This is a genomic window from Corynebacterium sp. HMSC034H07 (assembly GCF_001815175.1).
In the GTDB taxonomy this organism is placed as follows: domain Bacteria; phylum Actinomycetota; class Actinomycetes; order Mycobacteriales; family Mycobacteriaceae; genus Corynebacterium; species Corynebacterium hiratae.
This window is the reverse complement of record NZ_KV819523.1, coordinates 162,924-176,602: the sequence shown is the minus strand read 5'-3', so window position 1 is coordinate 176,602 and position 13,679 is coordinate 162,924. Positions and strand designations below refer to the sequence as shown.

The window sequence follows — 13,679 nt, the reverse complement described above, 5'->3', positions numbered from 1 at the left end:
GCGCGCGTTAACTGGGGAAACTCCCCACCGGCCCTGCTCACAGGGCAGAAGGTGGGAAGAAGTCTACACAACAAGAACGAGCCGACCTGCGCCAGGCAAGGGGGAGCGGGCATAATGAACAACTATGACTCGACTTTTTGGAACCGATGGAGTTCGCGGCCTCGCGAACAAGAAGCTCACTCCCATTCTGGCTTTGCGCCTAGGGCAGGCAGCGGCGGAGGTGCTGACCTCGGACCGGGAGTCCTACGAGCGCCGCCCGCTGGCGATTATTGGGCGCGACCCGCGTGTGTCGGGCGAGATGTTGGATGCGGCGATTGCCTCGGGCTTGGCCTCACGCGGCGTCGACGTCGTGCGCGTCGGCGTGCTGCCGACCCCGGCCATCGCATTCCTCACCGATGATTTTGGGGCGGACCTCGGCGTGATGATTTCCGCCTCCCACAACCCGATGCCGGACAATGGCATCAAGTTCTTTTCCGCGGGCGGCAAGAAGCTGCCGGATGAGGTGGAAGACCGCATCCAGGCTGCCATGGACAACCTCACCGACGGTGGGCCCACGGGGACCAAGATTGGCCGCATTATTTCGGAGGCCCCCGACGGCCGGGAGCGCTACCTCAAGCACCTAGCAGAGGTCGTCACCACGGATCTGAGCGGTATCAAGGTTGTTGTCGACACCGCAAACGGTGCTGCCTCCAAGGTTGCTCCGCAGGCCTATGAGGCAGCGGGCGCTGAGGTCATCGCTATTCACAACAAGCCCAATGCCTTCAACATCAACGAGGACTGCGGTTCGACCCACATTGAGAAGACTCAGGAGGCCGTCGTCGAGCACGGCGCTGATCTGGGCTTGGCCCACGACGGTGACGCTGACCGTTGCCTAGCCGTCGATGCTGAGGGCAACGTCGTTGACGGTGACCAGATCATGGCGATCCTCGCGGTGGGCATGAAGGAAGAGAACGACCTCCGCTTCAACACCCTGGTGGCCACCGTGATGTCGAACCTGGGGCTGAAGCTGGCGATGCAGGAGCAGGGCATTGAGGTCAAGGAAACCGCCGTGGGGGATCGCTACGTGCTGGAGGAGCTCAACCGCGGTGATTTCTCCCTGGGCGGCGAGCAGTCCGGTCACGTCGTGCTGCCGGATGATTGCACCACTGGCGATGGCACACTGACGGGACTGTCTATCATGGCGCGCATGGCTAAGTCCGGCAAGACTCTCAAGGAGCTGGCCTCCGTGATGACGGTATTGCCGCAGGTGCTCATCAACGTGCCGGTGTCCGATAAGGCGGTCATCCTCAACGCCCCCGAAGTCAAGGAAGCTATTGCCGCCGCCGAGGCAGAGCTTGGTGATACGGGCCGCGTCCTGCTGCGCCCCTCCGGCACGGAGGAGCTCTTCCGCGTCATGGTGGAAGCAGCTGAAAAGGAGCAGGCACGCAAGGTAGCGGGCAAGCTTGCTGCCGTCGTTGCCGCTGTCTAGTTCTACCCGCATAATCGCAACCCTGGGCCTTTGGCCTGGGGTTTCTTCTTTTTCTGCGCGGTGGGGGAACCGGCGGGTGGCTTTCTCAGTCCAATAAGAGCAGGAATCACTGTTTGTTGTGGACAAGAAGGAGGGCGCACATGCCCGACGTATTTTTTGATGAGGAGGAAGCCACGCGGCTTCTCGACGACGTCATGGACCAAGCCCGCGCCCAAAGTGACGCACACCGCGGGGACAGACCGAGCTTTGCCCCGTCTTCTGCGGGGCGGGATTTTAGCGGGCATGGGGCGCAGATTCAGGCGTTGTTGAGTCGGCTACACGAGCGCGGTGCGTGGCGCTTGGAGAACATATCGGCCACCGCGGGCGCCGCGCGTGAGCAGGTGCGGGCGTTTGGCGACGTCGACCGTGGCCTCGCTGGCCAATTCGGCAGCCAGGAAACGGGGGCGAACTGATGTCCACGATGATCAAGTCGCTCTTGGGCGATTATTCACAGGTAGTCTCCCAGTTTCAGGCTGCGAGCCTTGGCGGCTACTCCGGTCCCAGCACACCGATTGATTTGTTGGGGGACATGGTGGGTTCCGTCGACGGGATCAACCCAGGAGAGCTCGTGACGCATACCGCGTCGGCGATGGGCGCGCGACGTCCACTGCGCGGCGGCAATGGTCTGCGGGATTTCCTCCTTGGCACGGTGCTGTCGCTGGCTGGGGGAGCGATCATGGATCACCTGCGCGGCGTGCAGGATGACTTTGAGAAGGAAAGAGACGAAGCCGATGATCTGGTGGAGTCCGCGCAGCAGTGCTCCGAGGCCATCGAAGACGTGGTCAGTGTTTCCGAATCTGCAGTAGCGGAGTTGATTTCTGCAGTAATTCCGCTGCTGAATATCTTGACCATGTTGCTGCAGCGGCACCCGTTGGGCAAGGCCATCGTCCCGGTTATTTCGCGCATTGGCGGTGACCTGATTGACCAGACGAATGACACCATTTCGCAAACCTGCCGGGACCGCGACACCGCCATTGAGAATTGCTACGGCGAGTTTGAAAAGCGCTGCGCCGAGGTATGCGAGCGGGAGCTGCCGGAAACCCCGCCTGAGCCTGAATGCGGTGGCGAGGAGAAGCCGAAGGAGTGCCCACAACCGGATCCTGAGCCCTGTGCACCGACGAAACCTGTGAGCCCCGCAGAACCAACGGCACCGGCGCAAGCCCAGCCAACGCCACCGGCGCCGACAGCGCAGCCCGCTCCACCGCAGCAACCAGTTGGGCCGGAACCATCTAAACCGGTGGCACCGCCAGAAAAACCTGCGCCAACCCAGCCCGCGGCGGTGACGGAAGAAGAATGCCCGCCGGCTGAAGACAAGCCTCAGCCAGCGAAACCGAACACGCCGCATACCGTGCCGACTGAGCCCGCAGCGCAAGCGCAGCCCACACCCGATTCCACCGCAACAGAAGAAGCGCACAAGCCGTGCGGGTGCCACGCGGAGAAGGAGAAGCAGCAGTCTTGTACCTGCACTGAGCAGCCGCGCGACGTGGGAACCACCACGCCGGCCGACGCCGGGATTGAGGTGCCCAGCGAGGTTGACGTGCCGACCGCACCCGTGCAGGCGGAGGTGACTGAATGCCCGGAGGAGGCGGTGCAGGTAGTCGAAGAGGTCGAGGAGCCTGACGAGCCTGTAGAAGCTGAAGACTGTGAGGAAGAAAGCGGCGAGAGTCCTAACGCGGAATCCTGTGAGTGTAAGCCGGAGGAATCCTGCTGCGGAAGTCTGGGCATCCTAGGCGTAGGAGTTGCCATTCTGGGGCTTGGGCTGCTGGCTGAAGCCGCCGTGGATTTCATTGAGAATCTGCCGGAGCCTGAGCTGGAACCTGCGCCTGAGCCAGAACCAGAGCCGAAGCCGGAACCAGAGCCGGGACCACCACCGGCGCCAGAACCAGCCCCGGACAACGGAGTCACGCCACCACCGCCAGAGCTCACTAACGTTCCGGAGCCAGAAGCTCCACCAGAGAAGCTGGCGCACATGCAGGCAGCGGAAGCGCCGGCACCGGTGCCAGCCCCTGAACCGCCCCCTGAGCCAGCTCCTGGGCCGGCTCCCGGCGCGGGAGCCGCACCAGAAATGAAGCCGGAAACGGCACCGGAAGAAAGCTCAGATTCCCCATCCGTACAGGCGCGAAAGGCAGGGCAGTGGTAATGCCGCACAATGATTTCGATGAGTTCGCACGCGGATTCCGTGAGCGCACAGCCGCACGGCTGTTGGAGTTTGAGAAAGCGATGGCCAAGGCACAGGACGAGCTCGAGAAGTCCGCTCAGCGCGCGGCCCAAGCCCAAGCGCACACACATGCGCCGCACACACATACGCCGGGGCGAAACCCAGAGTCCAGGGGCGTGCCGCATAGTCAAGCGCAGGGGCAGGGCCGGGGCCGTCCGCGCGGTCAGGTGCAGTCGGTGCTCAGGCGCAGCTGAAGCAGCAGCGAGAAACAAGTCTGGTTCCTCGCAGCCACAGGTGATACCGTGAGGTGACTGCCTACTGCACGTATCAACCAGGGTGAGGAGAATGCCGCATGACAACAGTGCCTTGGCTTCATGACGTCCTGTGGGGCGTTCTTCCCATGCTGTACCTCTTGGTGGCTTTTGTTGTGCTTGGCATTGAGATTAAATTCGACAGAGAAATGTCCCACATAAAGCTGTGGACGGCCGCTCAGTTGCTTCTGCCGGGCATTGCACTTATTGCCTGGTATTTTCTTGAAGTCCCTAAGCTAAAACAACTACAGCAGGACGACAACTGATCGTCCTGCTGTAGTTAGGAAAAGCCGCGCTGTGAAGCGCTATTTCGTTGGAGCTTTATTTGCTGTACTCAAAGCCGGCGCGTTGAGCCAGGTCCTCGCCGGTGAAGCTCTCAACGCCCTTCGCGGAGGCGTCGGCATCCGCAAAGCCGTCATACTTGGATTCGCCAGCCAGGGTGGAAAGGAAGAAGCCGGTCACAAGGCCGCGGGCGGTCTCGACTGCGGAGCCCTGGAAGAAGCCGGAACCGAGCGCCAACTTGAAAAACTTATCCTCGCTGAAACCGGACTGCGTGCCCTTGGCAATCTCCCGGTAGGCCACCGGTCCGCCCCACGCGTTGGCCAGCTTTGCGGGGTTGCCGGCGCGGAAGATGTCATCCTGGCCCGCGCCGATAACGAGGCCGCGTGCCTTGACGGAGCGGGCAGCTTGAACGGCGGATGGTGAGGTATCAGCAGGGTAGAGGGCTGCGACGGCGCGGACCTTCGGGTTATCCACGGCAGCCAAGGTGGCTACGCCGCCTCCCATGCCGTGGCCGAAAACGCCCAGCTTGGAAGCGGACACCGAAATCTTGCCAGCGCCCAGCCTAACGCCCGCGGCAATCTGCAGGGCCGATTCGAGGTCGGCAGCCAGGTTACGGTGCTTGGCAAACACACCAGTCTCCGTATCGGGAGCAACCACCACGATGCCCCAGCTGGCTAGGTGGCGCAGAGTGGCGTGGTAGTCCTTGACGTTCTTCGTCCAGTCGTGAGCAAACGCCACGGCGGGCAGGCCCTTGCCTTCAGCAGGGGTGTAGACCTTGCCTTCTAGCCCTGCATAAGACAGGTCCCCAACGAGGACGCGGTGCGGGCCGCGCTTGGACAACGTACCGAGATGCTTCTTCAAATTCGCAGACACGCTTTACAGAATAGAGGAAAGCGTAGACAAAGAGGTGGACATGTACCAGATAGGTGGGGGAAGGTTTTAAGCACGATCCTTGCGGTTCGGCACGATAAATCATGCTGTAAAATTCCGTTCCATGTGTGGAATCGTTGGATACATTGGCCATAACACCGATGGTCGTGAGTACTTTGCCCTCGACGTTGTGCTGGAGGGCCTGCGCCGATTGGAGTATCGCGGCTATGACTCAGCAGGCGTCGCAATGTACGCCGATGGGGAGATCTCCTGGCGCAAAAAGGCTGGAAAGGTCGCTGCGCTGGAAGCTGAAATCGCTGCGCGCCCGCTGAAGGATTCCGTCTTGGGCATTGGGCACACCCGCTGGGCAACCCACGGTGGTCCAACCGATCTGAACGCCCACCCGCACGTCGTGGACGGCGGCAAGCTCGCCGTCGTGCACAACGGCATCATCGAGAACTTCGCCGAGCTTAAGAGCGAGCTGGAGGCCAAGGGCCATAACTTCGTGTCCGAGACCGATACTGAGGTTGCCGCCACCCTTCTAGCAGATGTTTTCCACAACGAGGCCCACGGCGACCTCACCAAGGCCATGCAGTTGACCGGCAAGCGCCTGGAAGGTGCGTTCACCCTCTTGGCTATTCATGCCGAGCAGGCAGACCGCATCGTGGCTGCGCGCCGCGATTCGCCGCTGGTCATCGGTTTGGGCGAGGGTGAGAACTTCCTCGGCTCGGATGTCTCCGGCTTCATCGACTACACCAAGTCCGCCGTGGAGATGGACAACGACCAGGTCGTGACCATCACCGCGGATGACATCGAGATCACCGACTACGACGGCAACCCCGCCCAGGGCAAGCCCTTCGAGATCAAATGGGACGCCGCTGCTGCCGAAAAGGGCGGCTTCAACTCCTTCATGGAGAAGGAAATCCACGACCAGCCAGCAGCCGTGCGCGATACGCTGCTCGGCCGCCTCGATGAGACCGGCAACCTGGTCCTCGATGAGATTCGCATCGAGGAGTCGGTGCTCAAGTCCATCGACAAGATCATCGTCATCGCCTGCGGCACCGCCGCTTATGCCGGCCACGTCGCGCGCTACGCCATCGAGCACTGGTGCCGCATCCCGTGTGAGGTGGAGCTGGCCCACGAGTTCCGCTACCGCGATCCCATTGTCAACGAGAAGACCCTGGTCGTGGCCCTGTCACAGTCGGGCGAGACCATGGATCCCCTCATGGCAGTGCGCCACGCCCGCCAGCAGGGCGCCAAGGTGATTGCTATTTGCAACACCCAGGGTTCCTCCATTCCGCGCGAGTCCGACGCCGCCCTCTACACCCACGCCGGCCCGGAGATCGCCGTGGCCTCCACCAAGGCCTTCCTGGCACAGATCACCGCGACCTACCTGCTGGGCCTCTACCTAGCACGCCTGCGCGGCAACATGTTCTCCGATGAGGTCAATTCCGTCCTGGATGACCTGCGTGCGATGCCGGATAAGGTCCAGGCAGTCATCGACAACGAAAAGCAGGTCTACGATCTGGCCACTGCCATGGAGAACGCTAAGTCGGTGCTCTTCTTGGGCCGCCACGTCGGTTTCCCGGTCGCACTGGAGGGCGCGCTCAAGCTCAAGGAGATTGCCTACCTGCACGCGGAGGGCTTCGCCGCCGGCGAGCTCAAGCACGGCCCGATCGCGCTCATCGAGGAGGGCCAGCCGGTCTTCGTCATCGTGCCTTCCCCGCGCGGCCGCGATTCCCTGCACGCCAAGGTTGTCTCCAACATCCAGGAGATCCGCGCCCGCGGCGCTATCACCATCGTCATCGCGGAAGAGGGCGACGAGGCGGTCGAGGCCTACGCCAACCACATCATCCGCATCCCGCAGGCGCCGACGCTGATGCAGCCGCTGCTGGCTACCGTTCCGCTGCAGATTTTCGCCTGCGGTGTGGCCACCGCCAAGGGCTATGACGTGGACCAGCCGCGTAACCTTGCGAAGTCGGTGACCGTCGAATAGCGCTGAGCCCTCAAGTGGCACAATGGTGGGTATGTTAAAAACCACCGTTGACCTCAACGCTATTGCCCACAATGTTGCTCGCGTGAAGGAGGCGGTGGCCCCGGCCCGCCTCATGTGCGTGGTCAAGGCGGACGCGTACGGGCACGGTGCGCAGCGCTGCGCACCGGTCATGGCGAAGGCGGGGGCAGACGCCTTCGGGGTGGCCACGCTCGTCGAGGCCGTGGAGTTGCGAGGCGTCATCGAGGACCTTCCCATCGCCGCGTGGCTGTGGGAGCCAACGGAGGACCTCGCCCCAGCCCTTGCCGCTGGTATTCAGATCGGCATCCCATCTTTGATGCACGCACGAGCCCTCATCGAGGCTGCCGAAGCGCCCACCGAAGCCTTCGTGATGGTGGAAACGGGGATGCACCGGTCGGGCGTCGACAAGCATGCGTGGCAGGAGACCTTCCGCCTGCTTGCCGACGCCCCCCACATCACCGTCCTAGGCCTCATGTCCCACTTTGCCTGTGCGGACGAGCCGGAGCACCCGCACAATGATCATCAGGAGGCGGAATTCCGCCAGGCCCTAGCGCTTGCACGCGAGGTGGGGCTGGAGTGCCCGCTGAACCACCTGGCCAATTCGCCGGCGGCATTGACTCGCCCCTCAGCACGTTTTGAACAAGTGCGCGCCGGTGTGGCCCTGTACGGGCTTGAACCGGTGGCCGGGCTCGACCATGGGCTGGAACCAGCCATGACGTGGGAGGCTTCCGTTGTTGCTGTGAAGCCGATTTCGGCGGGGGAGTCCACATGCTATGGCCTGACCTGGACCGCGGATAGTGACCGCGAGCTCGCCACCGTCAGCGTGGGTTATGCCGACGGGCTGCCGCGCGCCTTTCAGGGGGCGCTGCAGGTAGGCATTGGTGGCGAGTTGTACCAGCAGGTGGGGCGGGTCTGCATGGACCAGATCGTCGTCGACCTCGGCGCGAACCCTCATGGCGTGCGCGCCGGGGACACTGCCGTTATCTTTGGGCGCGGCGGTATGAGCGCTACAGAATTGGCCGCGGCCGCTGGCACCATCAACTATGAAGTGGTGTGCCGCCCCACCGGGCGCACCACGCGCACCTATTGTGAAGGAGCTAACGATGCGCAGTGATTTTCCGCACGAAGGGCGCCGTGTGGCTGCCACCCCGGAGGATGCCCAGGCCTTCGGCGAAGAGCTGGGCGCGACGCTGGAAGCAGGGGACTTGGTGATCCTCGACGGCCCCTTAGGTGCCGGGAAAACCACCTTTACGCAGGGCATTGCCCGCGGGATGCAGGTGAAGGGGCGGGTGACGTCGCCGACCTTCGTCATCGCGCGCGAGCACCCTTCCCGCGTGGGCGGGCCGACGTTGGTGCACGTGGATGCCTACCGCTTGCTCGATCATTCGGATGATCCGTTGGGGGAGCTGGACAGTCTAGACTTGGACACCGAAATCGAGGACGCCGTGGTCGTTGCCGAGTGGGGTGGGGGCTTCATGGAGCGCCTGTCCGATGCGTACCTCGCCATCACAATCAACCGCGACTCGGACGATGACGTCCGCGTCTTTACATGGAAATGGGTGAACTAACGTGCTGGCTTTTCTTGCCGAACAGCCCCTGCTAACGCTCTTTCTGATCATGGCGGTGGGACTGGCCGTGGGCAAGATCAATGTCTTCGGCATTTCGCTCGGCGCCGCCGCGGCGATGTTCGTGGCCTTGGGCTTGTCCGCGGCGAACCCGGACATCGTGGTCCCCGCCTTTGTTTATCAGTTTGGCCTGGCCATCTTCGTCTACGTTATCGGCCTGAATTTTGGCCGCAGCTTCTTCGAAGATTTCCGCCGGCGCGGTTGGAAGATGTCCATGGTGGTCATCGTCTTCTTCTTCCTGCTCGCGGGGCTGGCAACCCTAGCGATGCGCCTCTTTGATCTGGACCCCGCGATCAGCGTGGGCACGCTGGCAGGTTCGCTGAGCTCGACGCCCGGTATGGCCGCGGTCGTCGAGGCCCTGGGCGGCGATAGCACCCCGGTGGTGGGCTATTCCTTGGCCTACCCTGGCTGCATTATCGGAACCATCCTGGTGGCCGCCATCGGCGCGAAGGCGCTGCGCGTGAATCACGTTGAGGACGCCCGCGCCGAGGGCATGATTGCGGAGCCGCTGGAGTGGCGGGCGGTGCGCCTGACCCGCGACTTTGACGCAACGGTAGGGGAGCTGCAGGAGGTGACTGGCGAGCGCGTCATCGCTACCCGCCACGTCAACAATCCCCACAACCACAACCTGGCCTACCCGGAGCTGCCACTGCGCGCCGGCATGGAGCTCTTGCTCAACGGCACGGCACCAGCGCTCGATAGTGCGATTTCCCAGCTGGGTGAGGAGATCCACCTCAACCTCCACGAGGAAGATGGCCTGGTCTACCGCCGCCTGACCGTGTCCAGCCCACGTGTTGCGGGCTATCAGCTCAAGGACTTGGACACTGTCAAGGAAGGCTTCCTCATCGCGCGCGTGCGCCGCGGTGACTCCGACGTCGTGCCGAACGAGGAAACCGTCCTGCACTACTCGGACCGTGTGCGCGTCATCACCGCGCCGGGCAGGCTTGACGACGTCCGCCGTTTCCTCGGCGACTCCGAAGCCAAACTCGGCAACGTCGATCTCTTCCCCTTTGCCCTCGGCCTCTTCATTGGTCTGCTCTTCGGTGCTATCCCGATTCCGCTGCCAGGCGGCACGACGCTGTCCTTCGGCTTCGGTGGCGGCCCCATCGTCGTCGGCCTCATCCTGGGCGCGCTGGGCCGCTCGGGCCCGATTAACTGGCAGCTTCCTTTCCACGCCAAGCAGACTATCTCCACGCTGGGCTTGACCTTGTTCCTGGCGGGCGTGGGAACGTCGGCTGGCGGCCAGTTCCGCGACGCCTTGTCGGATCCGACCTCCCTGAAGTATATGGGCGTGGGTATTGTGCTGTCGCTGGTCTCCGCCATCGGCATCGTCGCGGTATCCATGCTGGTGCTGCGCCTGAAGTTTGATGAGTCGATGGGCATCGCCGCAGGCATGACCACGAACCCGGCGATCATGGCCTACCTCAACCCCCAGACCGGCACCCAGCTGGCAGAGCGCGGCTATGCCACCGTGTACCCCACGGCGATGATCGGCAAGATCCTCATGTGTCAGGTCCTTGCCCTGTTGATCGTCTGATCCTTTTCTCGGCACCGGAAGGGCCGGTCAGGGTCGCTGCAGGGCGGTCACGTAGGATATCCCCGTACTGAACTCCCTAATATTAGGAGCACATCCCCATGAATAAAATCGGCCAATTCATCACGACCGTTGTCATCGGCGGCTTTGCCATCGTCCTTGGCTTGCTCATCGCGCTGTCCATGACCCGTTCGCCGGAGGAGCCTTCCTCGACGTTGGGTGAAACCTTGGACACGTACCCGAAGAACCTGAGCTTCTCCGCGCTCTTGGTCCCCGACGTCTACGGCCAGGATTGGATTGCCGGTCTCGTCGTCTGCCCGGGTGCTACGGAGCAGCAGCTTGGGGAAGGCGGCGTGGATGTCGCCGGTATCGACTTTGTCGACGGCAAGGTGGCGGAGGATGAGAACTACTTTGTCACCGTCAGCGTCAATCAGGAGTACCAGGTGGAGAAGCTGAACCGCTCCCAGGTGGACCTCTGCTCCGGCGTCCTCGAGCAGGTGGAGATGGCCAAGGCCCAGGGCCAGGACGCTCCGCCGCTGCGCGGCATCCAGCCGGGCGAGCCGCTGCAGTTCCTGCGCGGTGATGACCAGATGTTGCAGCAGGGCGCTGACAATGAGGACGCTCCTGCCTGGCAGTTCGTGGGCTAATGAAGGTCCTCGCACTCGATACCGCCACCACGGATCTGGTCACGGGCATCGTTGACACCGACACTGGCGACAGCATCGACCGCGTCATCAGCGGTACGCGCGCCCACAATGAGCAGCTCATCCCTACCATCGAGGAGCTGCTTGCCGACGCCTCCCTGACCTACCCAGATCTCTCCGCCATCGTCGTGGGCACGGGGCCTGGGCCGTTTACCGGCCTGCGCGTGGGCATGGCCACCGCCTCCGCGTTGGGCGTGGCCCTCCACCTGCCCGTGCATGGCGTGTGCACCTTGGATGCCATCGCGCATGGTCGAATGGGGGAGTGGCTGGTGGCCATCGACGCTCGCCGCAAAGAGGTCTACTGGGCCACCTATGACGAAGGGGAGCGCCGTAGCGGCCCGAACGTATCGAAGCCGGAATCCCTCGATCTGAGCACCGCCGGACTTTCGAGTCCGGAGACCGCGCGCCTCGTGTTCCCAGAGTCCATCGCCCCGCGTTTGCCGGAAGGTATCGCTGACCTTCCCCGCGAGTGGGCCACACCGCGCGCCGCGGGTTTGGTGGCCTGCGCTGATCTGTCCGCTGAACCCGCGCCACTCGTCCCGCTCTACCTTCGCCGTCCCGATGCCGTGGAGCCACAGGCCAAGCCGCGCTCGGCCGCGCTCGTCGGCGGCATCGAGGACACTCCCGAATCATGAGGCTGCGCCCACTGACCCCCGCGGACGCGCCGCGCTGCGCCGAGCTGGAAAAGGTACTCTTCCCCGGCGAACACCCATGGCCGGCGCATGCCTTCGAGCAGGAAATCGCGGCGGGCCACACCACCTACTGGGCGGTTGACGCAAGCGACGACCACAACGACAACCGCGCGGAAGTTCTCGGTTACGCCGGCGTGGGACGGATGGGGCCCGCTGCCTGGCCGGAGTACGAAATCCACACCATCGGTGTCGACCCTGCCGCCCAACGGCAGGGCATCGCGCGGCTGATGATGGACGCCATCGTCGAGCTTGCAGATTCCCACGACGCGCCCATCTTCCTCGAAGTGCGCGTGGGCAACGATCCGGCCATCCGCCTCTACGAGGCCTATGATTTTGTCATCAACGGCCTGCGCCGCAACTACTATCAGCCCTCCGGCGCGGACGCCCACACCATGTACCGACCACGAAAGAGTGAGAGATGTTAATCCTCGGCATCGAGTCCTCCTGCGACGAAACCGGCGTGGGCATCATCGAGCTGTCTGAGAACGGACACATGGAGATCCGCGCCGACGTCGTCGCCTCCTCCATGGAACAGCACGCGCGCTTCGGCGGCGTGGTTCCGGAGATTGCCTCCCGCGCCCACCTCGAAGCCATGCCGCAGGTGATGAAGGCGGCGTTGGAGGAGGCAGGCGTCGAGAAGCCAGATGCAGTGGCTGCCACCGTGGGGCCCGGACTGGCCGGCGCGCTCCTCGTCGGGGCGTCGGCAGCCAAGGCCTTTGCTTCCGCGTGGGGCGTGCCTTTCTACGGCGTCAACCACCTCGGCGGGCACGTCGCGGTGGCCAACCTGGAGGGCGAGGAGCTGCCGCACTCGGTGGCCCTGCTCGTTTCCGGCGGTCACACCCAGCTGCTTGAGGTCGAGGCCGTGGGCAAACCCATGAAGGAGCTGGGAACCACGCTTGACGACGCCGCCGGCGAAGCCTACGACAAAGTCTCCCGCCTCCTAGGGTTGGGGTATCCGGGAGGGCCGGTCATCGATAAGCTGGCCGCCCAAGGAAAGCCCACCATCGACCTGCCGCGAGGTTTGTCCAAGGCCGAAGACCTGCGCGGGCCCAACCGCCACAATTTCTCCTTCTCGGGACTCAAGACGGCGGTGGCACGCCACGTGGAAAAGGCCGAGCGCGAGGGCACCACGGTCCAGGTTGAGGACCTGTGTGCTTCCTTCCAGGAGGCGGTGGCCGATGTGCTCACCGCCAAGGCCGTGCGCGCCTGCCAGGACACCGGCGCCAAGGTACTGCTGCTCGGCGGCGGCGTGGCGGCGAATTCGCGTCTGCGCGCCTTGGCGGCGAAGCGCTGCGAATCTGCAGGCATCGAGCTGCGCGTGCCGCGCTTCAAGCTGTGCACCGACAACGGCGTGATGATCGCGGCGGTGGCCGCCCAGCTCATCCACGAAGGCGCAGAACCCTCCGGCCTGGCATGCGGGACCGATACACAGCTTGAGGTGGAAGTGCCGCTCGTGGCTGCTGCGCGCTAGCGGATGCGCAACCCCCAGGGTGCAGGTAGTGTGATGAACGATAATTGCCTCGCTCGCACATAAGGAGCTCACACCGCTATGACCACTGGATTCCTCGTTAACCCCGATCTGTCCCGCCGCACCATCGAGTTTGAGCTCGAGCACGCAAATCAATTCCTCGGCGGCACCACCGAGGATCGTGTCTCTGTGGCCTTCCAGGATGATGGCCAGACCTACGCGGCGCTGTTTAACCCGAACGCCAAGGCTGAAGGCGCCGACCCGAACCCGGTGGCATCACTGGCGCGCAATGCAGCTGCGACCGGCAATTCCGCCTTCTTGCAGGACCCAATCCGTTCCATCTGCGGTCCGGTTATCTTCGTTGCTGCCGACGGTGACGACAAGAACATCGACGAGGTCGCCGAGGCCGTGGAGCACGGCATCCGCGCGGTGAAGAACTACCACGAGGACAACCCGGAGGAGTACCAGCTGTGGCGCGCGGCTGTGCTGAACTCCCACCGGCAGGTCTAATTCC

The 13,679-nt window shown here is 63.5% G+C and carries 15 protein-coding genes; 14 read left to right on the top strand and 1 reads right to left on the bottom strand.

The genetic code is table 11. The features are described from left to right. Positions 1–124: 124 nt before the first annotated feature. The 5 genes from glmM (at position 125) to HMPREF3009_RS05415 (ending at position 4,242) form a co-directional block, all read left to right on the top strand. Positions 125–1,468, top strand: a complete 1,344-nt coding sequence (gene glmM / locus HMPREF3009_RS05435) for a phosphoglucosamine mutase (protein WP_049157018.1) — start codon at positions 125–127, stop codon at positions 1,466–1,468. Positions 1,469–1,608: 140 nt separating this feature from the next. After that, positions 1,609–1,920 carry a hypothetical protein gene (locus HMPREF3009_RS05430; RefSeq protein WP_053089098.1) on the top strand — a complete coding sequence of 104 codons (312 nt, stop codon included), beginning with the start codon at positions 1,609–1,611 and terminating at the stop codon, positions 1,918–1,920. Beyond that, positions 1,920–3,647 (top strand): zinc metalloprotease, encoded by a 1,728-nt coding sequence (locus HMPREF3009_RS05425; RefSeq protein ID WP_070680551.1) that lies wholly within the window; start codon positions 1,920–1,922, stop codon positions 3,645–3,647. Before HMPREF3009_RS05430 ends, HMPREF3009_RS05425 begins: the two co-directional genes overlap by 1 nt. Next, positions 3,647–3,919 (top strand): hypothetical protein, encoded by a 273-nt coding sequence (locus tag HMPREF3009_RS05420; protein ID WP_046648430.1) that lies wholly within the window; start codon positions 3,647–3,649, stop codon positions 3,917–3,919. Before HMPREF3009_RS05425 ends, HMPREF3009_RS05420 begins: the two co-directional genes overlap by 1 nt. Before the next feature lie 98 nt (positions 3,920–4,017). Next, the gene (locus tag HMPREF3009_RS05415; RefSeq protein ID WP_046648429.1) at positions 4,018–4,242 is read left to right on the top strand and encodes a hypothetical protein; all 225 of its coding nucleotides are present in this window, start codon (positions 4,018–4,020) and stop codon (positions 4,240–4,242) included. A 55-nt stretch (positions 4,243–4,297) separates the two neighbouring features. Here the strand turns inward: HMPREF3009_RS05415 and HMPREF3009_RS05410 are convergent, their stop codons facing one another. Next, positions 4,298–5,131, bottom strand: coding sequence for a dienelactone hydrolase family protein (locus HMPREF3009_RS05410; RefSeq protein WP_070511351.1), 834 nt, complete (start codon positions 5,129–5,131; stop codon positions 4,298–4,300). A gap of 121 nt (positions 5,132–5,252) precedes the next feature. Here HMPREF3009_RS05410 and glmS point away from each other — a divergent pair, with 121 nt between their 5' ends. From glmS to HMPREF3009_RS05365, 9 genes are all read left to right on the top strand, one after another. After that, positions 5,253–7,124, top strand: a complete 1,872-nt coding sequence (gene glmS / locus HMPREF3009_RS05405) for a glutamine--fructose-6-phosphate transaminase (isomerizing) (RefSeq protein WP_070680549.1) — start codon at positions 5,253–5,255, stop codon at positions 7,122–7,124. 31 nt (positions 7,125–7,155) lie between these two features. Further along, positions 7,156–8,256 (top strand): alanine racemase, encoded by a 1,101-nt coding sequence (gene alr, locus HMPREF3009_RS05400; protein WP_175973961.1) that lies wholly within the window; start codon positions 7,156–7,158, stop codon positions 8,254–8,256. Continuing rightward, a complete protein-coding gene (gene tsaE / locus HMPREF3009_RS05395; RefSeq protein ID WP_046648424.1) occupies positions 8,246–8,710 on the top strand; it encodes a tRNA (adenosine(37)-N6)-threonylcarbamoyltransferase complex ATPase subunit type 1 TsaE in 465 nt (154 codons plus the stop codon). The genes alr and tsaE overlap by 11 nt, the downstream gene beginning before the upstream one ends. A 1-nt stretch (position 8,711) precedes the next feature. Beyond that, positions 8,712–10,304 carry an aspartate:alanine exchanger family transporter gene (locus HMPREF3009_RS05390; protein ID WP_070511356.1) on the top strand — a complete coding sequence of 531 codons (1,593 nt, stop codon included), beginning with the start codon at positions 8,712–8,714 and terminating at the stop codon, positions 10,302–10,304. Between the two features lie 98 nt (positions 10,305–10,402). Continuing rightward, positions 10,403–10,948, top strand: coding sequence for a hypothetical protein (locus HMPREF3009_RS05385; RefSeq protein ID WP_046648423.1), 546 nt, complete (start codon positions 10,403–10,405; stop codon positions 10,946–10,948). Beyond that, positions 10,948–11,640 (top strand): tRNA (adenosine(37)-N6)-threonylcarbamoyltransferase complex dimerization subunit type 1 TsaB, encoded by a 693-nt coding sequence (tsaB, locus tag HMPREF3009_RS05380; protein ID WP_070680546.1) that lies wholly within the window; start codon positions 10,948–10,950, stop codon positions 11,638–11,640. Before HMPREF3009_RS05385 ends, tsaB begins: the two co-directional genes overlap by 1 nt. Next, positions 11,637–12,122: a ribosomal protein S18-alanine N-acetyltransferase gene (gene rimI / locus HMPREF3009_RS05375; protein ID WP_046648421.1), complete on the top strand. Its 486-nt coding sequence runs from the start codon at positions 11,637–11,639 to the stop codon at positions 12,120–12,122. The genes tsaB and rimI overlap by 4 nt, the downstream gene beginning before the upstream one ends. Continuing rightward, complete coding sequence (gene tsaD, locus HMPREF3009_RS05370) at positions 12,116–13,168, top strand: tRNA (adenosine(37)-N6)-threonylcarbamoyltransferase complex transferase subunit TsaD (protein ID WP_049157034.1); 1,053 nt, start codon at positions 12,116–12,118, stop codon at positions 13,166–13,168. The genes rimI and tsaD overlap by 7 nt, the downstream gene beginning before the upstream one ends. A 78-nt stretch (positions 13,169–13,246) precedes the next feature. Further along, a complete protein-coding gene (locus HMPREF3009_RS05365; protein ID WP_070527889.1) occupies positions 13,247–13,675 on the top strand; it encodes a hypothetical protein in 429 nt (142 codons plus the stop codon). Positions 13,676–13,679: the final 4 nt, after the last annotated feature.

Bases quoted from the DNA above. Each gene is read 5' to 3' on its own strand.
- glmM (WP_049157018.1), top strand. From the start codon at position 125: ATGACTCGACTTTTTGGAACCGATGGAGTTCGCGGCCTCGCGAACAAG.
- rimI (WP_046648421.1), top strand. From the start codon at position 11,637: ATGAGGCTGCGCCCACTGACCCCCGCGGACGCGCCGCGCTGCGCCGAG.
- HMPREF3009_RS05430 (WP_053089098.1), top strand. From the start codon at position 1,609: ATGCCCGACGTATTTTTTGATGAGGAGGAAGCCACGCGGCTTCTCGAC.
- glmS (WP_070680549.1), top strand. From the start codon at position 5,253: ATGTGTGGAATCGTTGGATACATTGGCCATAACACCGATGGTCGTGAG.
- tsaE (WP_046648424.1), top strand. From the start codon at position 8,246: ATGCGCAGTGATTTTCCGCACGAAGGGCGCCGTGTGGCTGCCACCCCG.
- HMPREF3009_RS05385 (WP_046648423.1), top strand. From the start codon at position 10,403: ATGAATAAAATCGGCCAATTCATCACGACCGTTGTCATCGGCGGCTTT.
- HMPREF3009_RS05425 (WP_070680551.1), top strand. From the start codon at position 1,920: ATGTCCACGATGATCAAGTCGCTCTTGGGCGATTATTCACAGGTAGTC.
- HMPREF3009_RS05365 (WP_070527889.1), top strand. From the start codon at position 13,247: ATGACCACTGGATTCCTCGTTAACCCCGATCTGTCCCGCCGCACCATC.
- tsaD (WP_049157034.1), top strand. From the start codon at position 12,116: ATGTTAATCCTCGGCATCGAGTCCTCCTGCGACGAAACCGGCGTGGGC.
- alr (WP_175973961.1), top strand. From the start codon at position 7,156: ATGTTAAAAACCACCGTTGACCTCAACGCTATTGCCCACAATGTTGCT.
- HMPREF3009_RS05415 (WP_046648429.1), top strand. From the start codon at position 4,018: ATGACAACAGTGCCTTGGCTTCATGACGTCCTGTGGGGCGTTCTTCCC.
- HMPREF3009_RS05420 (WP_046648430.1), top strand. From the start codon at position 3,647: ATGCCGCACAATGATTTCGATGAGTTCGCACGCGGATTCCGTGAGCGC.
- tsaB (WP_070680546.1), top strand. From the start codon at position 10,948: ATGAAGGTCCTCGCACTCGATACCGCCACCACGGATCTGGTCACGGGC.